The 22,680-nt window shown below is 60.4% G+C and carries 24 protein-coding genes; 5 read left to right on the top strand and 19 right to left on the bottom strand.

Annotated features, from left to right (window positions below):
* Positions 1 to 49: 49 nt before the first annotated feature.
* Together ftsH and rlmE are read right to left on the bottom strand one after the other, a co-directional pair.
* Complete coding sequence (gene ftsH, locus ACB039_RS05945; RefSeq protein ID WP_041205193.1) at positions 50 to 2,002, bottom strand: ATP-dependent zinc metalloprotease FtsH; 1,953 nt, start codon at positions 2,000 to 2,002, stop codon at positions 50 to 52.
* Positions 2,003 to 2,047: 45 nt separating this feature from the next.
* Complete coding sequence (gene rlmE, locus ACB039_RS05940; protein ID WP_005326622.1) at positions 2,048 to 2,677, bottom strand: 23S rRNA (uridine(2552)-2'-O)-methyltransferase RlmE; 630 nt, start codon at positions 2,675 to 2,677, stop codon at positions 2,048 to 2,050.
* A gap of 97 nt (positions 2,678 to 2,774) precedes the next feature.
* On the opposite strand from rlmE, the gene yhbY reads away from it, so the two are divergent.
* Together yhbY and ACB039_RS05930 are read left to right on the top strand one after the other, a co-directional pair.
* Positions 2,775 to 3,071 (top strand): ribosome assembly RNA-binding protein YhbY, encoded by a 297-nt coding sequence (gene yhbY, locus ACB039_RS05935; protein WP_005326620.1) that lies wholly within the window; start codon positions 2,775 to 2,777, stop codon positions 3,069 to 3,071.
* A gap of 105 nt (positions 3,072 to 3,176) precedes the next feature.
* Positions 3,177 to 3,770, top strand: a complete 594-nt coding sequence (locus ACB039_RS05930) for a PilZ domain-containing protein (protein ID WP_226171789.1) — start codon at positions 3,177 to 3,179, stop codon at positions 3,768 to 3,770.
* Between the two features lie 48 nt (positions 3,771 to 3,818).
* Here ACB039_RS05930 and greA read toward each other — a convergent pair whose 3' ends face one another.
* From greA to pomA, 3 genes are all read right to left on the bottom strand, one after another.
* Positions 3,819 to 4,295, bottom strand: a complete 477-nt coding sequence (gene greA / locus ACB039_RS05925; RefSeq protein WP_041205192.1) for a transcription elongation factor GreA — start codon at positions 4,293 to 4,295, stop codon at positions 3,819 to 3,821.
* A gap of 145 nt (positions 4,296 to 4,440) precedes the next feature.
* A complete protein-coding gene (locus ACB039_RS05920; protein ID WP_371165287.1) occupies positions 4,441 to 5,334 on the bottom strand; it encodes a flagellar motor protein MotB in 894 nt (297 codons plus the stop codon).
* Positions 5,335 to 5,342: 8 nt separating this feature from the next.
* Positions 5,343 to 6,101, bottom strand: coding sequence for a flagellar motor protein PomA (gene pomA, locus ACB039_RS05915; protein WP_005326615.1), 759 nt, complete (start codon positions 6,099 to 6,101; stop codon positions 5,343 to 5,345).
* Between the two features lie 234 nt (positions 6,102 to 6,335).
* On the opposite strand from pomA, the gene xseB reads away from it, so the two are divergent.
* The 3 genes from xseB to dxs are packed head-to-tail and all read left to right on the top strand — an operon-like array spanning position 6,336 to position 9,365.
* On the top strand, positions 6,336 to 6,587 hold the full coding sequence (gene xseB, locus ACB039_RS05910; RefSeq protein ID WP_371165286.1) for an exodeoxyribonuclease VII small subunit: 252 nt from the start codon (positions 6,336 to 6,338) through the stop codon (positions 6,585 to 6,587).
* Entirely contained in the window at positions 6,588 to 7,478 is an 891-nt protein-coding gene (ispA, locus tag ACB039_RS05905) for a (2E,6E)-farnesyl diphosphate synthase (RefSeq protein ID WP_226171786.1), read from the top strand.
* Positions 7,479 to 7,499: 21 nt separating this feature from the next.
* Positions 7,500 to 9,365 (top strand): 1-deoxy-D-xylulose-5-phosphate synthase, encoded by a 1,866-nt coding sequence (gene dxs / locus ACB039_RS05900; protein ID WP_218409496.1) that lies wholly within the window; start codon positions 7,500 to 7,502, stop codon positions 9,363 to 9,365.
* Positions 9,366 to 9,445: 80 nt separating this feature from the next.
* On the opposite strand, the gene ACB039_RS05895 is transcribed toward dxs, so the two are convergent.
* The 14 genes from ACB039_RS05895 to ACB039_RS05830 all read right to left on the bottom strand — a co-directional run bounded on the left by ACB039_RS05895 (position 9,446) and on the right by ACB039_RS05830 (position 22,621).
* The gene (locus tag ACB039_RS05895; RefSeq protein ID WP_041205190.1) at positions 9,446 to 10,387 is read right to left on the bottom strand and encodes an ABC transporter permease; all 942 of its coding nucleotides are present in this window, start codon (positions 10,385 to 10,387) and stop codon (positions 9,446 to 9,448) included.
* Positions 10,388 to 10,390: 3 nt separating this feature from the next.
* Positions 10,391 to 11,365: an ABC transporter permease gene (locus ACB039_RS05890; RefSeq protein WP_005326609.1), complete on the bottom strand. Its 975-nt coding sequence runs from the start codon at positions 11,363 to 11,365 to the stop codon at positions 10,391 to 10,393.
* A 95-nt stretch (positions 11,366 to 11,460) separates the two neighbouring features.
* Positions 11,461 to 13,017, bottom strand: coding sequence for an ABC transporter substrate-binding protein (locus tag ACB039_RS05885; RefSeq protein WP_106887629.1), 1,557 nt, complete (start codon positions 13,015 to 13,017; stop codon positions 11,461 to 11,463).
* Positions 13,018 to 13,075: 58 nt separating this feature from the next.
* Positions 13,076 to 14,800, bottom strand: a complete 1,725-nt coding sequence (locus ACB039_RS05880; protein WP_371165285.1) for a dipeptide ABC transporter ATP-binding protein — start codon at positions 14,798 to 14,800, stop codon at positions 13,076 to 13,078.
* 670 nt (positions 14,801 to 15,470) lie between these two features.
* Entirely contained in the window at positions 15,471 to 15,959 is a 489-nt protein-coding gene (locus ACB039_RS05875) for a phosphatidylglycerophosphatase A (protein WP_218409497.1), read from the bottom strand.
* Positions 15,956 to 16,915: a thiamine-phosphate kinase gene (gene thiL, locus ACB039_RS05870; RefSeq protein WP_371165284.1), complete on the bottom strand. Its 960-nt coding sequence runs from the start codon at positions 16,913 to 16,915 to the stop codon at positions 15,956 to 15,958. The genes ACB039_RS05875 and thiL overlap by 4 nt, the downstream gene beginning before the upstream one ends.
* A 57-nt stretch (positions 16,916 to 16,972) precedes the next feature.
* Positions 16,973 to 17,386, bottom strand: a complete 414-nt coding sequence (gene nusB, locus ACB039_RS05865) for a transcription antitermination factor NusB (RefSeq protein WP_025326032.1) — start codon at positions 17,384 to 17,386, stop codon at positions 16,973 to 16,975.
* A gap of 14 nt (positions 17,387 to 17,400) precedes the next feature.
* Entirely contained in the window at positions 17,401 to 17,871 is a 471-nt protein-coding gene (gene ribE / locus ACB039_RS05860) for a 6,7-dimethyl-8-ribityllumazine synthase (protein ID WP_005326596.1), read from the bottom strand.
* A 214-nt stretch (positions 17,872 to 18,085) separates the two neighbouring features.
* A complete protein-coding gene (gene ribBA / locus ACB039_RS05855; RefSeq protein WP_371165283.1) occupies positions 18,086 to 19,195 on the bottom strand; it encodes a bifunctional 3,4-dihydroxy-2-butanone-4-phosphate synthase/GTP cyclohydrolase II in 1,110 nt (369 codons plus the stop codon).
* A gap of 141 nt (positions 19,196 to 19,336) precedes the next feature.
* Complete coding sequence (locus ACB039_RS05850) at positions 19,337 to 19,996, bottom strand: riboflavin synthase (RefSeq protein WP_041206832.1); 660 nt, start codon at positions 19,994 to 19,996, stop codon at positions 19,337 to 19,339.
* Positions 19,997 to 20,051: 55 nt separating this feature from the next.
* Positions 20,052 to 21,161 (bottom strand): bifunctional diaminohydroxyphosphoribosylaminopyrimidine deaminase/5-amino-6-(5-phosphoribosylamino)uracil reductase RibD, encoded by a 1,110-nt coding sequence (gene ribD, locus ACB039_RS05845; RefSeq protein WP_041205185.1) that lies wholly within the window; start codon positions 21,159 to 21,161, stop codon positions 20,052 to 20,054.
* 44 nt (positions 21,162 to 21,205) lie between these two features.
* A complete protein-coding gene (nrdR, locus tag ACB039_RS05840; RefSeq protein ID WP_010675395.1) occupies positions 21,206 to 21,655 on the bottom strand; it encodes a transcriptional regulator NrdR in 450 nt (149 codons plus the stop codon).
* A gap of 122 nt (positions 21,656 to 21,777) precedes the next feature.
* Entirely contained in the window at positions 21,778 to 22,110 is a 333-nt protein-coding gene (locus ACB039_RS05835; protein ID WP_041205183.1) for an NIPSNAP family protein, read from the bottom strand.
* Positions 22,111 to 22,186: 76 nt separating this feature from the next.
* Positions 22,187 to 22,621, bottom strand: coding sequence for a hypothetical protein (locus ACB039_RS05830; RefSeq protein ID WP_226173013.1), 435 nt, complete (start codon positions 22,619 to 22,621; stop codon positions 22,187 to 22,189).
* Positions 22,622 to 22,680 lie beyond the last annotated feature (59 nt).

The following is a 22,680-nucleotide window of genomic DNA, read 5'->3' as shown; positions in this document are numbered from 1 at the left end:
CCGCATAAAGAAAAACCCCGGGCAAGCCCGGGGTTTGGATCATGAAAGCTTATTTGGCCGGGACATCGTTCGCCTTGTCGATGTCATTCAGCGGTGCACTGCTGTCATCGGACGGCGCCTTGACCTCGGGCTCGCGGCTCACACTGGCGCCACCTTGCGGGGTATCACCGTGCTCATCATGCCAGTTGCTGGGAGCACGAACCTCACGACGGGCCATCAGATCGTCGATCTGCTTGGCATCTATGGTCTCGTACTTCATCAAGGCATCCTTCATGGTGTGCAGTACATCCATGTTGTCCTGCAGGATCTGCTTGGCACGAGCATAGTTGCGATCGATGACCTGCTTGACCTCGGCATCGATGACACGCGCGGTGTCGTCGGACATGTGCTTGGCCTTGGCCATGCTGCGACCGAGGAACACTTCACCATCTTCTTCTGCATAGAGCATGGGGCCGAGGCGCTCGGACATCCCCCACTGAGTGACCATCTTGCGCGCGATGTCGGTAGCACGCTCGATGTCATTGGAGGCACCGGTCGATACCTTCTCGGTACCGTAGATCAGCTCTTCCGCCAGACGACCGCCGTACAGGCTGGAGATCATCGACTCCAGATGCTGCTTGGAGTGGCTCCAGCGATCCTGCTCCGGCAGATACATGGTCACACCCAGCGCACGACCGCGCGGGATAATGGAGACCTTGTAGACGGGATCATGATCCGGCACGACACGACCAATGATGGCGTGACCGGCTTCATGATAAGCCGTCATCTCCTTCTCGGACTCTTTCATCACCATGGAGCGGCGTTCCGCCCCCATCATGATCTTGTCCTTGGCCTTCTCGAATTCCAGCATGGAGACCACGCGGCGGCTCTCACGGGCGGAGAACAGGGCAGCCTCGTTGACCAGGTTCGCGAGATCGGCACCAGAGAAGCCGGGTGTACCGCGGGCAATCAGCGCCGGATTGACGTCATCCGCCAACGGCACCTTGCGCATGTGCACCTTCAGGATCTGCTCACGGCCGCGGACATCCGGCAGGCCGACCACGACCTGACGGTCGAAACGACCCGGGCGCAGCAGAGCGGGATCCAGCACGTCTGGACGGTTGGTCGCGGCGATGACGATGACGCCTTCATTGCCTTCGAAACCATCCATCTCGACCAGCATCTGGTTCAGGGTCTGCTCACGCTCATCGTGGCCACCACCCAGACCGGCGCCACGCTGGCGACCGACCGCATCGATTTCATCGATGAAGATGATGCAGGGGGAGGACTTCTTGGCCTGCTCGAACATGTCGCGCACCCGGGAGGCACCGACACCCACGAACATCTCGACGAAATCGGAACCGGAAATGGTGAAGAAGGGCACCTTGGCCTCACCCGCGATGGCCTTGGCCAGCAGGGTCTTACCGGTACCGGGCGGGCCTACCAGCAGCACGCCGGTCGGGATCTTGCCGCCCAGTTTCTGGAACTTGGTCGGATCGCGCAGATAGTCGACCAGCTCTTTGACCTCTTCCTTCGCCTCGTCACAACCCGCCACGTCGACGAAGGTGGTCTTGATCTGATCTTCACTCATCAGGCGAGCCTTGCTCTTGCCGAACGACATGGCACCCTTGCCACCGCCGCCCTGCATCTGACGCATGAAGAAGACCCAGACACCGATCAGCAACAGCATCGGGAACCAGGAGATGAAGATGGACGTGATCAGAGACGGCTCTTCCGGCTTCTCACCCATCACCTTCACGTTATGGTTGAGCATGTCATTAAGCAGTTGGGGATCCGGCGCAGGGATGATGGTGGTGAAACGTTCACCGGTGCGCTTGACGCCATTAATGACCTTGCCATCCATCCGCACTTCACGGATCTGCTCTTGGGTCACTTCTTTCACGAAGCTGGAATAGTCCAGCTGGCGACTGGTGGTATCGCTGGGGCTGAAGCTATTGAACACCGACATCAGCACGACGGCGATGACCAGCCACAGGATTAGGTTTTTCGCCATGTCACTCAAATCAATGACCTCGCAGACTGACAGTTAACGATGAGGGTTAGGGTACTACAGTTTAAAACCGGTAGCCACAATGTAGACTTCTCGTGAACGGGCACGGGAGGAGTCTGGTTTACGAATCTTGACGACAGAGAAAAGTCTACGAATTTCATTAAGATAGGCGTCGAAGCCCTCCCCCTGAAATACCTTGACCACGAAACTGCCATTACTGCGTAGGACCTGATTGCACATGTCCAGCGCCAGCTCGATCAGATACATGGAGCGAGCCTGATCCACCTGCTGGGTCCCGCTCATGTTGGGCGCCATGTCAGACATGACCACATCAACCTTGTCCGGGCCAACCCGGGCCAACAAGGCGGCAAGAACAGTTTCCTCCCGAAAGTCCCCTTGCAGGAAATCGACACCGGCAATGGAATCCATCGGCAGAATATCGCAAGCAATCACCCGTCCCTTGTCACCCACCTGATCGATAGCGAACTGGGACCAGCCACCAGGGGCGGCTCCCAGATCCACCACCGTCATGCCCGGCTTGAGCAGTTTGTCCTTGCCCTGGATCTCGTCGATCTTGAACACGGCGCGGGAACGCAGTCCCAACTTCTGGGCTTTTTTGACGTAATGATCGTCAAAATGTTCTTTTAACCAGCGGGTTGAACTGGGGGAATGTTTTTTCTGGGTCATGATTGTCGACTTTAAAAAACCACAAGGGTTATTAGTATTAAGGGCTAAGTGGGGGTAGAATACGCCCCTTTCAACCCTGACTTATGAAGAAATTGCCATGATTCTCAACAATAAACAGAAACAATACCTCAAGGGCCTCGCTCACAGCCTGAAGCCGGTCGTCCTGCTGGGACAACACGGCCTGACCGAAGGGGTGCTGGCCGAGATCGATCTGGCGCTGAACCACCACGAGCTGATCAAGGTTAAGGTGTCGTCTGAAGATCGTGAGATGAAACAGCTGGTAATGGATGCCATCGTTCGTGAAACCGGCGCCATCAAGGTACAGAGCATGGGCCATGTACTGACCATCTATCGTCAGGCCACAGAACCCAAGATCCAGTTGCCCCGCAAGTAACAGGAAAGAGCGTTCGCTCTTTCCTTCATTTCTCTTCTTCCCAAGTCGCTTGCCAAAATAGTCGTCAGGCCCTTAACCTGCGATGAATACTTGCGGACATCCACTATGGACAAGCATCAGATTCTCACCGACGAGGAGCTGGCCATGCTGCAGGACTTGGGAGACGCCGAGGACATGGCCGCCGGCCAGTTCCTGCGAGGCAACCTGAGCCTTCCCCTACAGAGCCTGTTGCAACGGGCAAGCCCCCTGACGATCGAGGCCCGCATCGCCGGCCATCAACTGCGTTTTCCGCTGCATTGTACCCTGGCGGCGGAAGGCCACACCGAGCTGCGCATCGCCGCCCCTACCATCACGGAGCTGGGCTCCCCTCACCTGCGCGCCTGGCGACTCGATGAGAAAGCCGTCCTGCACACCAGCGATGCCGAGTATGAGGTGCACAGCCTCTCCCTAGGCGGTCTCATCGTGGCCGGTTTGCCACCGACCCTGGCCAAGGGCGATCGGCTGCACGGTACCCTCGGCATAGAAGGATTGCCTCCCCTGGCACTGAGCGGCACCCTGATAAGGCACGTCCACTCCCACCAGCAGCGCCACGACTGGGCCATGAAATTCCAGCTGGACAAGGGAGACCAGGAGCAACTGCGGGATTGGCTCTTCCAGCGTCATCAGGACGCCTTCGTCCAGGCCTATCAGGGGGACTAAATGCAACAGGGGAGCCGGGCTCCCCTGTTTCTTCATCGCCCCTCATCGTCAGAGGTAGGCGACTTCCAAAATTTCGTACTCAACATCGCCAGCCGGTGTCTTGACGATGGCCACATCGTCCACTTCCTTGCCGATCAGGGCACGGGCAATGGGCGAGTTCACGGAGATCATGTTCTGCTTGATGTCCGCCTCGTCGTCGCCCACGATGCGGTACACCACTTCCTCTTCCGTTTCGCTTTTCAGCAGGGTCACGGTCGCACCGAAGATGACGCGGCCATTGTTGGCAATCTTGGTGATATCGATCACCTGAGCATTGGAGAGCTTGCTCTCAATCTCCTGAATGCGGCCTTCACAGAAACCTTGCTGCTCACGAGCGGCATGGTATTCGGCGTTTTCTTTCAGATCACCATGTTCACGGGCATCAGCAATCGCTTCGATAATCTGGGGACGCAGCTCGCTCTTCAGATAGTCGAGCTCTTGACGCAGCTTTTCAGCGCCGCGAACAGTCATCGGAGTATGATTCATAGTCGAAACCTGGGTTGCTTTATAAAGAGAAGCTGCGGCAATCAAAGAGAGCCGCAGCTATCGGTTCGGATGAGGCATCTTAATATGAAGCCGCCACAAAATCCATGTCAGCCCCTGCGAACGGGATCGCGCTTCCTGGCGAAAGCTACTTGGGATCCGCCACCCCTATAGGGGCAGATACCGTCGGTTTGCCCTGCATGATGGCGATCTCCACCCGCCGGTTCATGCGCCGGTTCTCCGGGCTGTTGTTCGGTACCAGTGGCTGGGAATCCGCCATCCCCTGCACCACCAAACGGCTGCCATCAAAGTCGGGCACCTTGATCATCTGGTGGGCCACCGCCACCGCACGCTGGGATGAGAGCTCCCAGTTGGACTGGAACAGCTCGTCTTCGGTGGCAACGTCATCAGTATGACCGGAGACGGTGATCTCCCCAGGCACATCCTTGAGCAGGGTAGCGACTTTACGGATCACCGGCCAGAACTGGGGCTGCAGGAAGGCGGATCCCGCCGGGAACGCCGCCTTCTCGCGGATTCGAATGATGATCTGCTGACCCAGCGCCTCTATCTCGATGGCACCGTCCTGGATCTGTGCCTGCATCTGCTCGGCCAGCGCCTTGGCCAGTTCGTTGGACTGCTCCTGCGCCTTCTGGGCCTGCTGGGCGGTGTCGCCACCGCTCTGCTGCCCCTCGGTCTTGTCATGGCCTCCCGCCTGATCCGCATCCCCGGGCTGAAAATCCAGCTCGGTCTGGGTCATATCTATTGTCTGCTGCATGATGGTGTCAATGGGCGTCGGTTCGGGCCGGCCCGGGCGAAACTCCTGGGCGATGACCGAGGTCCCCTTGGGGATGTCCTTCACCTCCAGGATGTTCTGCACCCCGAACGCCTTCTCCATGGAGCCGGCGATCTGCTTGAACTTCTGCACATCCATCTCGGCGAAGGAGAGCAGCAGCACGAAGAAACACATCAACAGGGACATGAGATCGGCGAAGGTACCCATGTAGCCGGGCAGGCCGGGCGGCGGACACTTGCACTTTGCCATGGGGCCTCCTATTCGAGCCCGTTGTTGCGTTTGGACTGATTCAGGTAGTTCTGCAGCATGGCCTGGATCACGCGAGGGTTCTGGCCATCCTGGATCCCCATGATGGCGTCGAGGATCAGAGTGCGGCTCAACTGCTCCTCGCCGCTGCGCAGCTCCAGCTTGTCGGCGATGGGGATGGCGATCATGTTGGCTTCAATCGCCCCGTACAGCGTGGTCAGCAAGGCCACCGCCATGGCCGGACCGATGGATTTGGGGTCGCTCATGTTCGCCAGCATGGCCACCAGCCCCACTAGCGTACCTATCATCCCCATGGCGGGGCCGAGATCACCGAGGGAGCGAAACACCTTGATGGCGATGACGTGGCGCTCCGAGGTCAGTTCGATGTCTTTCTCCATCACGGCGCGCACCACATCGGCGTCATGGCCGTCCACCAGCATGTCGATGCCCTTCTTCATGAAGGGATTGGGGATCTCCGCCGCCTCAAGCGCCAGAAAGCCTCCCTTGCGGGCCGAGTCCGCCAGCTCGACCGCCTTGGCAATCAGATCGTCGAGCTTGTCGCCCTTGTACATGAACGCCTTGCCGGCCACCTTGAACGCCATCAGAAACTGGCTGAGGTTGAACTTCATCATGCAGATGAACAGAGAACCTAATATGGTGATATAGACCGAAGGCATATCCACATACATGCTCATGGGGCCACCCAGCAGCATGCCGTACACCACGACCCCGAACCCCAGCACTATGCCTATCAGACTGCCTAAATCCACATCCCTACTCCTGTCGCCGAACTTGCCATCTATTTATATTGTGTTGAATTTTCTGCTATTGCGCCCCTGGCAGCAAGCCCGGCACACCTCAATAACCCATCGGCAGTACATGGATGCCAGCCCCTTTCTATCGGCCGGGGTCAGGATAGTTTGAGGACAGCACACTTTTCTGCCTCCCCCCTGTGCCCGGTCGATGTTAAGATGAGCCGTTTTTTTCAATCCCCGAGGATGGACATGGCCAGTAAAAAAATCGACCGTCTGAGTTTTGATGCCACCCTGGAAGAGCTGGAAACCATAGTGCATCAACTGGAACAGGGGTCGCTCCCCCTCGAGGAGGCACTCAAGCAATTCGAACAGGGCATCCATCTGGTGCGTGCCGGCCAGCAGAAGCTGGAGCAGGCCGAGCAGAATATCCAGATCCTCCTGACCCAGGCCGATGGCAGCGAACAGGCGGTCCCCTTTCGATCAGAGCAAGGAGAGGAGTGAGTGACGCTGGACGATTTCTCCCGCCTGCACCGCCGCCGCATCGACGACTGCCTCTCGGCACAGCTTGAGGCCCTGCCCGCCATGGCACCACGCCTGCGGGATGCAATGAAATACGGCCTGCTGCTCGGCGGCAAGCGGGTGCGCCCCTTCCTGGTCTACGCCGTTGGCGAGATGCTGGGGGTGAAGAGCGAATTGCTCGACGGGCCCGCCGCCGCAGTGGAGTGCATCCACGCCTACTCCCTGCTGCACGACGACCTGCCCGCCATGGACAACGACGATCTGCGTCGCGGCCAGCCGACTGTGCACAAGGCGTTCGACGAAGGCACCGCCATTCTGGCCGGTGATGCCCTGCAGACCCTGGCATTCTCCATACTGGCGGATCATCCCCTCCCCGACGAGCTGCTGGCCAACCGGGTACGGATGCTGAGTACCCTGGCCCGCGCCTCCGGCTATCTCGGCATGTGTGGCGGCCAGGCGCTGGATCTGGAGGCCGAAGGCCGCCGGATCAGCCTCGCCGAGCTGGAGCAGGTGCATCGCCACAAGACGGGAGCACTCATCGAGTGCGCCGTCACTCTGGGAGCCCTGTGCAAGGCCGACGTGGCGCCTGCCACCCTGGCTGCGCTGCAAACCTATGCCGCCGCCATCGGGCTCGCCTTCCAGGTGCAGGATGACATCCTCGACATCACGGGCGACACCGCCACCCTCGGCAAGCCGCAAGGTTCGGATCTGGCGCAGGAGAAGAGCACCTATCCGGCCCTGCTCGGTCTCGACCCTGCCCGTGAGCTGGCTCGCGAACTGCATGACAAGGCCTTAACAGCCCTGCAATCCTTGCCCTACAATACCGACATTCTGGAAGCGTTTGCCGATTACATCATCGAGCGAACCCACTAAACGCTGGATAACAGTAACAATATGAGCGTTGATATTAGCGATTTCCCCAACCTGGCCCTCGCGGATACGCCAGTCGAGTTGCGATCCCTGCCCAAAGAGCGGCTGCCCATTCTGTGCGAAGAGCTGCGCGAGTATCTGCTGCGCTCGGTGAGCCGCTCCAGCGGCCACTTCGCCTCCGGCCTCGGCACAGTCGAGCTGACGGTCGCCTTGCACTACGTCTACAACACCCCCTTCGATCGATTGGTGTGGGATGTGGGCCATCAGGCCTATCCCCACAAGATCCTGACCGGCCGGCGCGAACGCATTCACACCATTCGCCAGAAAGATGGCCTGCACCCCTTCCCCTGGCGGGAAGAGAGCGAGTATGACGTGCTCAGCGTGGGCCACTCCAGCACTTCCATAGGTGCCGCCCTCGGCATGGCGGTTGCCGCCGAGAGCGAGGGGCTGGGCCGCAAGGTGGTGGCCGTCATCGGTGATGGCGCCATCACGGCAGGCATGGCCTTCGAGGCCCTCAACCACGCCGGCGACGTTCACAAGGACATGCTGGTGGTGCTCAATGACAACGAGATGTCCATCTCCGAGAATGTCGGGGCGCTCAACAACCACCTGGCCAGGCTGATGTCCGGCAAGCTCTACACCACCATCCGCGAAGGTGGCAAGAAGGTGCTGGCGGGGCTGCCGCCGGTCAAGGAGCTGGCCAAACGGGCCGAGGAACACCTCAAGGGCATGGTGGTGCCCGGCACCCTGTTCGAGGAGTTCGGCTTCAACTACATAGGCCCCATCGACGGCCACGACATCCACGCTCTGGTCGAGACCCTGCGCAACATGCGCAACCTCAAGGGGCCGCAGCTGCTGCACGTCAAGACCAAGAAGGGCAAGGGCTACGAGCCTGCCGAGAAAGATCCCATCGGTTATCACGCCGTCCCCAAGTTCAATCCGGACGAGTGCGCCCTGCCCAAGAGCGCCGGTGGCAAACCCACCTTCTCCGCCATCTTCGGCCAGTGGCTGTGCGACATGGCAGCGAAAGACGAAAGGCTGGTCGGCATCACCCCCGCCATGCGCGAGGGCTCCGGCCTGGTCAAGTTCAGCCAGCAGTATCCGGATCGCTACTTCGACGTAGCCATCGCCGAACAGCATGCGGTCACCTTCGCCGCCGGCCTTGCCATCGCCGACAAGAAACCCGTGGTCGCCATCTATTCGAGCTTCCTGCAACGGGCCTATGACCAGCTGATCCACGATGTGGCGCTGCAGAACCTGCCGGTGCTGTTCGCCATCGACAGGGCCGGCCTGGTAGGCGCCGACGGCCCCACCCATCAGGGGGCGTTCGACATCAGCTTCCTGCGCACAGTCCCGAATATGGTGGTGATGACGCCGTCCGACGAGAACGAGTGCCGCCAGATGCTCTTCACCGGCTATCAGTGCAACCAGCCCGCTGCGGTGCGCTATCCCCGTGGCAGCGGCTGCGGCAGCGAGATCATGAGCGAGATGCAGGCACTGGAACTCGGCAAGGGCCGGATTGTTCGCCAGGGTAAAGGCACCGCCATACTGGCGTTCGGTACCCTGCTGCATCAGGCCAGGGCCGCCGCCGAGGCGCTGGACGCCACCCTGGTGGACATGCGCTTCGTCAAGCCCATGGACGAGGCACTGGTGCTTGAACTTGCCGCCTCCCACGATCAGTTTGTCACTCTCGAGGACAACGCCATCATGGGCGGGGCCGGTTCTGCGGTGAACGAGCTGCTGATGCGCAGCAAGCAGTGCAAGCCAGTGCTCAATCTGGGGCTGCCGGATCGCTTCGTGGAACAAGGCACCCAGGAGGAGATCTATGCCCAGCTGGGGCTGGATGGCGTTGGTATCCAGGCCAGCATCGAGGCCTGGCTGCAAGCCTGACGCAAGTGCTTACTGCAATCACAAGCAATAAAGAAGGGCGCCTGATGGCGCCCTTCTTGTATTTTCACTTCTGACCCGAGTCAACCCTTGTAGATCTTCGGGTTGAATACATCCCGCAGCCAGTCACCCAAGAGGTTGATCACCAGCACCAGCACCACCAGGCAGATGCCCGGGAAGGCGGTGATCCACCAGGAGCCGGAGAAGATGTAGTTGAAGCCCACACTGATGAGCGAGCCGAGCGACGGTTGATCCACCGGCATGCCCAACCCCAGGAAGGAGAGTGCTGCCTCGCTCATGATGGCGTTCGCCACCTGCACCGTGGAGATGACCAGGATGGGCGACAGGCAGTTCGGCAGTATGTGGCGGAACATGATGCGCGGGGCACGGAACCCCATCACCTGGGCCGCTTCCACGTACTCCTTCTTCTTCTCCGCCAGCACCGAGGCGCGCACCGTACGGGCATACTGGGGCCATTCGGCGATGCCGATGATCACCACCAGCATGACGATGGCGAACTCGGAATAGAGATCCGAGCCAAAGGTCGCCTGGAAGATGGCGGAGATGATGATGGCCACCATCATGGTGGAGAACGACAGCTGCACGTCGGCAAAGCGCATCAGCAGGTTGTCGATGCGACCACCGAAGTAACCGGCGATGAGACCGATGACGATGCCGAGCACCAGCTGCAGACCGACGGCGAACAGACCTATGGTCAGCGAGATGCGGGCGCCATAGAGGATGGTGCTCCAGATGTCCCGTCCCTGGTTGTCGGTGCCGAGCCAGAAGCGCGCCTCGCCCCCTTCCAGCCAGGAGGGAGGCAGCTCGGCGTCCATCAGATCGAAGCTGGTCTGGTCATAGACGTTGTGCGGCGCCAGCCAGGGCGCCAGCAGCGCCGCCAGTACGAACACCACAAACACGGCAAAGCTGAACATGGCTACCTTGTCCCGCAGGAAGTAGTAGACGATGTCAGAGTTCTTGAATCGCGCCCAACGGCTTGGGCTTGCAGTTACAGCGTTAGTCATCTGTTACCCCTTGGCGGTCAGGTTGACGGTCGGGTTGATGAACCCGTAGAGCAGGTCGACCAGGGTATTGGTCACCACGAAGATAAGGCCCACGAAGATGACGTAAGCGGTGATCAGCGGGGTATCGACCCTGTGGATCGCCTCGAGGAACAGGAAACCCGTCCCCGGCCACTGGAACACGCTCTCAGTCAGTATGGTGTAGGCCACCATGGTGCCGATCTGCACGCCGCCGACAGTGATGACCGGCAGCATGGTGTTCTTCAGGGCGTGCTGGTAGTAGACCTTGTTGTTATCCAGCCCCTTGGCACGGGCGAACTTCACGTACTCGGAGGAGAGCTGCTCCAGCATCTCGGAGCGTACCAGCCGGATGAACAGCGGCAGCATGATGGAGGAGAGGGACACCGCAGGCAGGATCAGGTGCTTGATGCCATCCCAGGTGAAGAAGCCCGACTCCCAGCCCAGCAGGTTGTAGGTCTCGCCGCGGCCATAGGCCGGCAGCCAGCCGAGCTGGATGGAGAAGAGGTACATCAGCATGATGGCGGTCAGGAAGACCGGGATCGAGATGCCGATGCTGCTCACCGCCATGATGAGCTTGGTCAGGAAACTGCGCGGTCTTATCGCCGAATAAACCCCCAGCGGAATGGAGACAACGACGATGATGAGCGCAGCGGCAAACACCAGCTCAAGGGTAGCCACCAGCTTGTCGAGGATCACCTCGAGGGCCGGTCGCTTGAAGAAATAGGAGGTGCCCAGATCCCCTTGCACCGCGTTCTGCAAGAAGCGGCTGTATTTCACCAAAAAGGGATCGTTGAGGCCCATCTTGTCGCGCAGCTCCTGGCGCACGGACTCGGAGACGGATTGTCCCACCAGCTCGCGCAGCGGATCCCCCAGGTTGTCCTGGATGGAGAAGGCGACCAGGCTGATGACGAACATCACTATCACGGCCTGATAGAACCGTTTCAGCAGGAATGTAAACATGCTTGTCCTTCTACGTGGCCTGTGTCTTGGCACAGGCTTCTGTTAATGGCGGGGCACCCATGGGCGCCCCGCCAGGTCCTTCCTTAGCGCTTCACTTACTTGTTGACCACCAGGTCACCCAGGTAAGGGAAGTTCATCACGTTGACCACAGGCTTGATGTCGACGTTCTTCTTGGCACCGTAGGCCAGGTCTTCCCAGTGCAAGGGCACGTAGGCAGCGTCGTCGATCAGCATGGCTTCCACCTTCTGCAGGATGGCGGCACGCTTGGCCGGATCGGTTTCGGTGTTCGCTTCCATCACCATCTTGTCAGCTTCTGCGTTGGCATAACCGCCGCAGTTGTACTGACCCATGCCGGTCTTGGCATCCTTGGTGAAGGTCAGGAACTCGAAGAAGTTCGCACTGTCTTCGGTGTCGGAGTGCCAGCCGATCAACTGCATGTCGGAGGCGCACTTGTCAAACTCGGGCCAGTACTGGGCCACCGGCATGGTCTTCAGATCCACCTTGATGTTGATCTTGGACAGCATGGCGGAGACAGCCTGGGCGATCTTGACGTCGTTGACGTAGCGGGCAGCCGGGGAGATGAAGGTCATCTTGAAGCCCTTCTCGTAACCGGCTTCCTTCATCAGCTCCTTGGCCTTGGCCAGATCATACTGGGGCTTGAGCGCCTCGTTGTAACCGGCATAGCCTTTCGGGCTCAGCTGGCCAGCGGGGGTACCGAAGCCCTTGTTGATCTTGTCGACTATGCCCACCTGGTTGATGGCGTAGTTGATCGCCTGACGCACGCGCTTGTCTTTCAGCGCCGGGTTGGTGTTCTGGTTCAGCTCGATGATGATGGCACGGGTACCGGACAGGGTGACCAGCTGGGAATCCTTGCCGTTCTTCACGCGCTCCAGATCGTTCGGGGCAACCGGGTAGATCATGTCCACGTCGCCGCCCAGCAGGGCTGCTACGCGGGTCGCGTCTTCCTTGATCGGCACCACGGTCAGGTTCTGGACGTTGCCCTTGGAGGCCTTGTCCCAGTAGTTGGCGTTGCGGGCATACTCCAGCTTCACGCCCTGCTCACGGAACTTGACGCTGAACGGGCCAGTACCGGAAACATGGGTAGAGGCATAGGAGTCGCCGTTTTTGACGATGGCGGCCTTGTCCTTGCCGGCTTCATCCTTGCCGCTGTAGAACTTGGAGTCCATCGGGAAGATGTAGGTGACGGTCTGCAGCACCAGCGGGAACGGCTTGGCGGTGACGAGATCCACGGTGAAATCATCCACCTTCTTGGCTTCGGCGATGGGGTCGAAAATAGCCTTGAAGTCCGGGGAGGCCTTCAGACGGTTGACTGTCCATACCACGTCATCGGCGGTGAAGTCGTTGCCGGAGTGGAACTTGACACCCTTGCGCAGGTGGAAGCGGACGGTCTTGTCGTCGATGCGCTCATACTTCTCGGCCAGACGCGGCTCGAATTGCAGATCCTGGGTGTAACGCATCAGGGGATCGAACACCAGGTGAGACATCTCCAGGGTCTGACCGGAGAGCTGCTCCTGCGGGTCCAGCGAAGTGGCGTCGGAGGCGACGGCAACCTTGATGTCGGCGGCAGAAACGTTGAACGCGAGACCAGCGGCGAACAGCGCCATGGCGATCTTGGATAATCCTTTCTTCATGTCTTTCTCCATGCTTTTGGCTTTTTATTGACAGACAAACCGGCGAACCGGTGCTTTCCTAGCTTGCGATTTCCAGCCCCTCGCGGGACATTCCCTTAAATTCCGGCATGAGGGAGATCAGCTTGCGGCTGTACTCATGCCCGGCATTGGTAAACAGTTTTTCGGTCTCCGCCACCTCCACCAGGTGGCCGTGCTGCATCACGCCGATGCGGTCGCACATCTGGCGGATGACCGGCAGATCGTGGCTGATGAACAGCATGGTCAGCCCAAGCTCCTGCTGCAAATCCTTGAGCAGGTTGAGGATCTGGGCCTGCACCGAGACATCCAGCGCCGAGGTGGGCTCGTCGCAGATAAGGAAGCGCGGCCGGGTCGCCAGGGCGCGGGCGATGGAAATACGCTGGCGCTGACCACCGGAGAACTCGTGGGGATACTTGACCCCGGCCCCGCGGCCGAGGCCGACGTGATCCAGCAGATCGCTCACTATGCCCTCGATCTGGCTCTCGCTGCTCGCCAGTTTGTGGAAGCGGATCGGCTCGGCGATGATGTCACGCACCTTCATGCGCGGGTTCATCGAGGAGTAAGGGTTCTGGAACACCATCTGCATCTGGCGGCGCAGCGGGCGGCGCTCATGCTCCCCTTTCAAGGCAGTGAGGTCGATCCCCTCGAAGAAGATCTTGCCGGTATCGGGCGGATAGAGGCCGGTGATGGCACGCGCTATGGTGGATTTGCCGGAGCCCGACTCCCCCACCAGGCCGAAGGTCTCCCCTTCGAAGATCTCGAAGCTGATGTTGTTGCAGGCGCGCACATACTGACGGCGGCTCGGGAAGATGGAATCCTTGGTGACGAACTTCAGATCCACGTTCTCCACCCGCAGCAGGGCACCTTCATAGGCACGTTCGTCCTGACTCTGGCCGAGCCAGTGGGTCTTGAGATCGATACTGAGATCCGGTGCACCGGCATCCTCGATGTAGGAGACCAGCGGGAAGCGCACCAGCTTTACATCCGAGCGGGGCACCGCCGAGATGAGGCTGCGGGTATAGGGGTGGCTGGGGCGACCCAGCACCTGTTCGGTGGTGCCGAACTCCACCAGATCTCCGCGGTACATGACGGCCACCTTATCGGTGACGTTGGAGACCACGCCCATGTCGTGGGTCACCAGCATGCAGCCCACCTGACGCTCCTTGCAGAGGTTGCGGATGAGCTGGAGGATCTGATCCTGAATGGAGACGTCCAGCGCCGTGGTCGGCTCATCGGCGATGATGAGTTCGGGATCCCCCGACAGCGCGATGGCGATGACCACCCGCTGGCGCATGCCACCGGAGAACTGGTGCGGGTACTGCTTGATGCGTACTTCCGGCTGCGGTATCCCGACCGCCCCCATCAGCTCGAGGGCCTTGGCAAAGGCCGCCTCGCGATTGAGATCGGTGTTGGCCAGTATGGTCTCCACCAACTGCTGCTCAACGGTGAACAGCGGATTGAGGGAGGTCATGGGATCCTGGAAGATGAAGCCGATACGGGAGCCACGAATAGCCCGCATCTCGTTCTGGCTCTTGCCGGAGATGAGCTCACCATTGAGGTAGATATCGCCACGGGCGATGCGGCCGGGCGGGCTCAACAGATCGATGACGGCATTGCCTATGGTGGACTTGCCGGCACCTGATTCACCGACTACGCCGACGATCTCGCCTTTTTCCACGGAAAAAGAGAGATCCTTGACCGCGGCCAGCACCCCGTAGCGGGAGGGGTACTCGATCCGCAAGTTTTTCACTTCGAGCAAGGACATGGTTACCTCTGCGGGGGACATCCGTCCCAAATAATTCGTCCGTAAATCAGCCGCAGATGCTGGTTGTGCCTTGGTATGTATGTTGAGAGCTTGTCTTGTGCAGTAAACACTCAATCCATGAGGCGGCCAAACCAGCGATCCGGGCGGGTTTTTTGCATTTTTTTGGAATAACCCGCGAGTAAGTTAGTCGGTTTGCCCGCAGGTGTAAATGATCCAGTTATACAATTTCGCAATACTTTGCGCAGATAACGCACTCGCCACAGGCGAAAAATGTCGATAAATATCACACTAACAGAGATTGTGATGGCAACGCGATAGATTAGCTTATTTAAATTTCAACAAAGATATAACAAGCAATCGAATCCACTATTCAATGCAGACTACGCAGCTTCGAATGAGTAGTGAATATTTATGTGAAATGATTTTTTAACGACAGCATATCTGGATGAAGGAAAACTAAGCAGAGATAAATAGGGTCAACTCAGAATGATCTGCCAGAGCCCAATGCGCCATCACCGGACAAGGCGGGGGATTGCATACAAAAAGGCGCAGTCCCATCAAGGAACTGCGCCTGAAGCTTAATTGTATGAAAAGAGTGGGCAGACAGACGATGAAACTGCGCGGCAGCGAGGGCCAGGCCTGCCATGACGACCGTGATCGCCGACCCGCCTTACCAGCGAGCCAGCAGCTGCATGCAGAGCAGGGCGAACAGGCCGGCGATGAGGTCGTCCAGCATGATGCCGAGCCCGCCGTGGATACGGCGATCAAACCAGGAGATGGGCCAGGGCTTGAGCACATCGAACAGCCGGAACAACACGAAGCCGGCCAGCACCCACTCCCAGCCGGCGGGGGCCGCTATCATGGTGACGCCAAACCCTATCACCTCGTCCCAGACGATGGCGCCGTGATCCGGCATGCCGATGGCATCGGTGGCCGCCTGGCAGATGCGAATGCCCGCCACGAACCCCACCGCCAGCAGGGCGATGAACCAGGGCGTCGGCAGGCCGCTCACCAGCAGGTAGAGCGGAATGGCCACCAGGGTCCCCATGGTGCCCGGCGCCCTGGGGGAGAGGCCGGCACCAAAACCCAGCGCCAGACAGTGGAGCGGGTTCTTCAAGCTCAGGTTTTTCAGTTCGGGGCTTATCTTGAAAAAGCTCATGCGAAGTGATCCCAGCCCTTGAGATGAAGCTCGACCGGCTGTTCACCCTGCACGTAGTCGATGCCGGGGTCGCCGGCCTGGATACGGCCGATGCGGGTGAATCTGACGCCACAGTTGGCCAGCGCCGTGTCCAGGGCACCGTGATGCTCCTGCGGCACGGTGAAGCAGAGCTCGTAGTCATCGCCGCCGGCCAGCGCCAGCTGCCAGGCATCCCGTGCGGGCACGGCGTCCTGCAACACGGGCGAGAGCGGCAGCAGGTCGAGATCGATCTGGGCCCGTACACCGGACGCCTTGAGGATATGACCGAGATCGGAAGCCAGACCGTCGGAGAGATCCAGCGCGCTGCTCGCCAGCCCGCGCAAGGCCTGACCGGCCAGGATGCGGGGATGGGGATGATCGAGCCTGGGCAGCACGGCCGCCAGCTGGTTCTCGTTGAGGGTACGCTTGCCCAGCAGATGGGAGAGGGCCAGGGCCGCATCCCCCAGGGTGCCGGTGACATAGATGCCGTCCCCTACCCTGGCACAGCTGCGCATCAGGGCACGACCGGTCGGCACGGATCCCTTCACCGAGACGGTGATGGAGAGTGGCCCGCGGGTCATGTCCCCCCCCACCAGGGCCACGTTGTAATATTCGGCGAGCTCGAGGAACCCTTCCGCAAAGCCCGCGACCCAGGCCTCGTTGACGGCGGGCAGGGTCAGAGCCAGGGAGACCCAGCGCGGCTCGGCCCCCATGGCGGCGAGATCGGAGAGGTTGACTGCCAGCGCCTTGTACCCCAGATCCACTGGATCCATGTCCGGGAAGAAGTGCACGCCGCTCACCAGGGTGTCGGTGCTCACCGCCAGTTGGGTATCGGGGGGCAGGGTCAGCAGGGCGCAGTCATCCCCTGGGCCCATCACCACGTCCTTGCGGGCGTGGGGGACCTTGAAGTACTTCTCAATCAGCTCAAATTCACCCATACAGTAAAAAGCCAGCAATAAGCTGGCTCCTCTCTTAAATGCTTACGGACGGCGGGATCAACGCTTGGGCAGCGTCTTGATCACCTTGTCCAGTACGCCGTTGACAAACTTGTGGCTGTCATCGGCGGCGAAGGCTTTGGCCAGCTCGATCGCTTCGTTGATCACCACGCGCGGCGGCACATCATCACGACGGGTCAGCTCGTAGGTCGCCAGACGCAGGATCGCCTTGTCCACCATGTCCACTTCTTCCAGCGGACGGGAGAGGAAAGGTGAGAACACCTTGTCCAGCTCGTTGCAGTGGACCGCTACCCCGAACAGCAGATCGCGGAAATAGCTCAGGTCCACACCCTTGGTGTCCTGATCGATCTTGAACTGCTCTTCGATGTCGCCCACGTTTGCCTGGGTCATCTGCCACTGGTAGATGGCCTGGGTGGCGCAATGACGGGCCTTACGGCGCTCGGACGGTTTCAATGTACTTCTCCTCGTTACACGTCCAGCTGTTTCAGGACGTTGATCATTTCGAGCGCGCTCAGTGCAGCCTCTGCACCCTTGTTACCCGCCTTGGTACCGGCGCGCTCGATGGCTTGTTCAATGTTTTCAGTGGTCAGTACGCCGAAGGCGACGGGAATGTCATACTCCATCATCACCTGGGCCAGCCCCTTGCCGTTCTCGCTCGCCACCAGTTCGAAGTGATAGGTGCCGCCACGGATGACGGTACCGAGCGCGACGATGGCGTCGTATTGACCGCTCTTGGCCAGCTTCTTGGCTGCCAGGGGAATTTCGACGGCACCCGGCACGCGCACCAGGGTGAGATTGCTGTCCTGGACCTGGCCTTGACGCTTCAGTACGTCTACCGCACCGTTCACCAGGCTGTCATTGATGAAGCTGTTGAAACGGGCAACGACAATAGCAACACGCGCCTCGGGAGCGGCGATATTCCCTTCGATAATCTTCATTGGAAATCCTGTCTCTGTGCAATCAATAGGGGCCGGGGCCAAAAGTGCACGCATTCTAGCACAACAGAGCCGCGACAAAAAACCATGGCCGCAACGAGCGGCCATGATCGTCATTCACCCCGTCAGAGGGGCTTGTTCACCGACGTATTCCACAACCTCCGGGTCGAACCCGCTGGCAGGGCGATGGTACTTCATCAAGCAAGTACCAAGGTGCTTACTCGCCGACGTACTCCACCACTTCCAGACCGAAACCGCCGAGGGCGTGGTATTTTTTCGGCGAGCTCAGCAGTCTCATCTTGCCGACGCCGAGCGCCTTGAGGATCTGGGAGCCCACGCCGACCCGGCGCGAGGTGCCCTGCCACTTGGCCCCTTCCGGTTGCAGCCCCTTGTCGGCGGCCTCGAACCCCTTGACCCTGGCCAGCAGCTCCTCGCCATGGGCTTCTGCCCCCAGGATCACCAGCACACCGCCCTCGTCGGCGATGCGGGCCATGGATTTGGGCAGCGGCCAGCTGCGAGCGGCGTGACGGTCGGTCAGCAGCAGATCGCTCAGCACGTCGTGCAGATGGACCCGCACCAGGGTCGGCTGGTCGGCCTTCACTTCCCCCTTCTTCAAGGCGAAGTGCACCTGATTGTCGATGGTGTCGCGGAAGGTGACGAGGTCGAACTCGCCAAACTCGGTGGGCAGCTTGCACTCGGCCACCTTCTCTACCGTGGTCTCGTGCTGGTTGCGGTACTCGATAAGATCCGCAATGGTGCCCAGTTTGATGCCGTGCTGCTCCGCGAAGACTTCCAGATCCGGACGGCGCGCCATGCTGCCATCCTCGTTGAGGATCTCGACGATGACGGAGGCCGCCTCGTAACCCGCCAGACGGGCCAGATCGCAACCCGCCTCGGTGTGACCGGCACGGGTCAGCACGCCACCATCCTGCGCCATCAGCGGGAAGATGTGGCCGGGCTGCACCAGATCGGCGGCCTTGGCATTGGGCGCCACTGCCGCTTGCACGGTCACCGCGCGATCGGCGGCGGAGATACCGGTAGTCACCCCCTCGGCCGCTTCTATGGTCACGGTGAAGGCGGTGGAGAACTGGGCGTTGTTGCGGTCAACCATCAGCGGCAGCGCCAGCTGCTTGCAGCGATCCCGGGTCAGGGTCAGGCAGATGAGGCCACGACCGTAGCGCGCCATGAAGTTGATATCTTCCGGACGGACACAGGAGGCGGCCATGATGAGGTCCCCTTCGTTCTCCCTGTCTTCGTCATCCATCAGGATCACCATCTTGCCTGCCTTGATATCGGCAATGATTTCCTGGGTTGTGCTCAGCGCCATGGGCTACTCCATCAACATGCTTGGGGGGTTGAGCCTGCCGGCTCGGCTTGATACTGCCTATTGTGCTCTAGATGGGGGCGCTGGGCCCCATTTCAATCGGAGCGGGATCACAGAAAAGCGTTTTTCCCGCACCGTGCCGCGTCACAGGAAACCGGACTGGGCCAGCTTTTCCAGGGTCAGACTGGATGCGTTCTGCTCCTGATCCTGTCCCCTCCCCTGCATCAGCCGCTCCAGATAGCGGGCGATTTGATCCACCTCGAGGTTCACGCGATGACCCGGTTTCCACCGGGCTATGGTGGTCTCCTGGGCGGTGTGGGGCACTATGGTCAGGCGAAAGAGATCCCCCTGCACGGCGTTGACCGTCAGGCTGATGCCATCCACCGCAATGGAGCCCTTTTCGGCGATATAGCGGGAGAGCGCTGCCGGTGCCTTGATCCAGTACTCGATGGCGCGGCCGCTGCTGGACTTGCTCTTCACCTCGCCGATGCCATCGACGTGGCCCGAGACCAGGTGGCCACCGAGGCGGGAACTCGGCATCAGCGCCTTCTCGAGGTTCACCGGATCCCCCACCCTGGCCTCGGCAAAACCGGTACGAGAGAGCGTCTCAAGGGAGACGTCGGCGGTGTAACTCTTGTCCCCCAGGGCCACCACGGTGAGGCAGACGCCGTTGGTGGCGATGGAGTCGCCCAGCTTGACGTCGCCAAAGTCCAGGGTCGGGGCATGGACGGTGAGGGCCATGTCATCCCCCTGACGGTGCAGGGCGGCCAGGGTACCCATGGCTTCGATAATTCCGGTAAACATGCAGATCACCTTGCTGATGACGGGGGCAGGTACTGCCCCCTTGAACATTGATAAATCAGGCTATTTTGGCGGTAATGCGAATATCCGGCCCAACCATGCGCACATCCTTGAGAGTGAGCTTGGGGGCCTGGAACAGACGCGTCAGCCCCGGCAGGTGGAACAGGCCGCGCCCCTCATCTCCCATCAGTTTGGGCGCCTGATAGAGCACCAGCTCGTCCACCAACCCCTTCTCCAGCAGGGCGCCGCACAGCCGCGGCCCCGCCTCCACCAGCACAGAGTTGATGTTCTGCTTGGCCAGCAGCATGAAGAGGCTGACCAGATCCAGCTTGCCATCCAGCAGCGGCAGGGTCAGTTGCTGCACCCAGGCAGGCCACTCCCCGTCGACCTTGTGACGAGCCAGCAGCACCGGGCCCTCGCTCTGGAACAGGGGCAGGTCCGGGGTCAGCCGGTTTTGCGAGTCGACGATGACCCGCAGCGGCTGGCGCAACGTCTCTTTGGGGTAGCTTGCCTTGACCGAGGCCGGCAGCTCGTCCCAGCGCACGGTCAGGGAGGCGCCGTCTGCCAGCACCGTCTCGGCGCTGGAGAGCACCGCATCGTGGCGGGCACGCAGCCGCTGCACGTCGCGGCGCGCCTCCGGAGAGGTGATCCATTGGCTCTCGCCGCTCGCCATGGCGGTGCGACCGTCCAGGCTGGCCCCCAGCTTGACCGTTACCTGCGGGAAGGCGGTGCGCATCCGCTTGAAGAAGCCGGGATTGAGTGCCTCGGCCTCGGCGCTCAGCAGGCCGAAGTCGGTCTTGATGCCCGCCTCAGACAACATGCGCAACCCGCGTCCTCCCACCTGGGGATTGGGATCCACCATGGCCGCCACCACCCGGGTCACGCCGGCCTTGATCAGCGCCTCGGCGCAGGGGGGCGTGCGGCCGTGATGGGAGCATGGCTCCAGGGTCACATAGGCGGTGGCGCCGCGAGCCTCTTCACCGGCGGCATGCAGGGCATAGACTTCGGCATGGGGCTCACCAGCCCGCTTGTGCCAGCCCTCCCCCACCACCACGCCGGCCTTCACCAGCACGGCACCGACACAGGGGTTCGGGGCCGTGGTGTAACGACCTCGGCGAGCCAGTTCGAGGGCCCGGCTCATCCATTGGTAATCGTCTTGACTAAACATCTGGGCTCCTCTGACAAAACATCCTGCCCTGGGGGAAGGAAACGTTACTTCTCCAGCTTGGCGATCTCTTCGCCGAATTCGCGAATGTCTTCGAAGCTGCGGTAGACGGAGGCAAAGCGGATATAGGCCACCTTGTCCAGGCTCTTGAGCTCGTCCATCACCAGGTTGCCCACCAGCTGGGAGGCGACTTCGCGTTCGCCGGTGGCGCGCAGACGGGACTTGATGTGGTTGACCGCCTTCTCGATGGCCTCCATGCTCACCGGCCGCTTCTCCAGCGCCCGCAAGATGCCGGCGCGCAGCTTGTCTTCGTTGAATGGCTCGCGGGAACCGTTGGACTTGATGACGCGGGGCATCACCAGCTCGGCCATCTCGAAAGTGGTGAAGCGCTCGTGGCAGAGCAGGCATTCACGACGGCGGCGCACCTGGTGGCCTTCTGCCACCAGACGGGAATCGATCACCTTGGTATCTACCGCACTACAGAAAGGGCAATGCATCGGACCTCCGGCGTTGACGGAAAAGGGCGCCTGCCCCGGGGGCCGGCTCTAGGCCGGCCAGTGTAGCACGGCCATCCAGAACCGGTAAAAGCCCGTGAAAACAAGGGATGCTACAGATGTCATCAGCAGCCACGGAGTGCATCAATGGCTACATCAGGCAACCAGAGCACAGTATTTGCGTCGCTCTCGATCAACTCGACAATGGCTTCTCTCGGACCTCTCCGCCATGCTTCAGTGGCATAGAATGCCGCCTGTGAACGGTTCAACTCCTCAAGGTCATCGTAAGCCCGCATCAAGAAATAAACGTCCGGATCATGCAGGGAGGGCCCGTGATTCACCACATCCATTCCCCACTCACGATGTAAAGGCAAACTCTGCTCTGCCACCAACGCATGAAAAATCGCTCGACTCCCGGCTTTGAGCCGATAGTTTCGAATCTCTAGCACTCTCTTCACTGAGCTATCTCCAGCAATCCATCTCTTGAAAAAATAGTGTTTCCGATGTTCGCCCTAATCATCCAATCAACCTGGCTCAGTCGTCATAAGGCAGGGCATCGGGGTCGCAACCCTGATAGTCGGGCGCCGGATCAACGACAAAGCGGTGCGCCTCGATATGGCTGTGGCCCAGCATCAATGCCTTGCCCACCCGATGCATGCCATCCATGACCCGGCCGGCGCTGTCCAGCAGGATGGGATAGGCGAGATCGGCCGCCATCATCAACTGACAGTGCTCCACCACGCTGCGTACCGTGGGGCTGGCGGCACCATGGCCGTACCAGTGCACCTGGTCGAGCTCGGCAATTTCGCCGAGCGCCACCGCCTGCACCGGCAGCGCTCGGCTCAGCCGCACCAGTCGGCGCACGTCCCATGCCAGCAGTCCCTGTTCGCTGGGGCGAAAGTGATACTGGGCGCGGATCGCCTGCCTGAGCGCCGCCTCCAGCGCCTTGTCTTGCTGTTCACTGGCCATGGCTACTTTGCCTTGCCGGCTATTTTCTTCGCAGTTCAGAGTCATCAGGCCCTCTCGTG

It is taken from the genome of Aeromonas sp. S2(2024) (assembly GCF_041402505.1).
Lineage (GTDB): Bacteria > Pseudomonadota > Gammaproteobacteria > Enterobacterales > Aeromonadaceae > Aeromonas > Aeromonas media.
The sequence above is the reverse complement of the archived record's forward strand: the minus strand, read 5'-3'. Positions and strand labels throughout refer to the sequence as shown.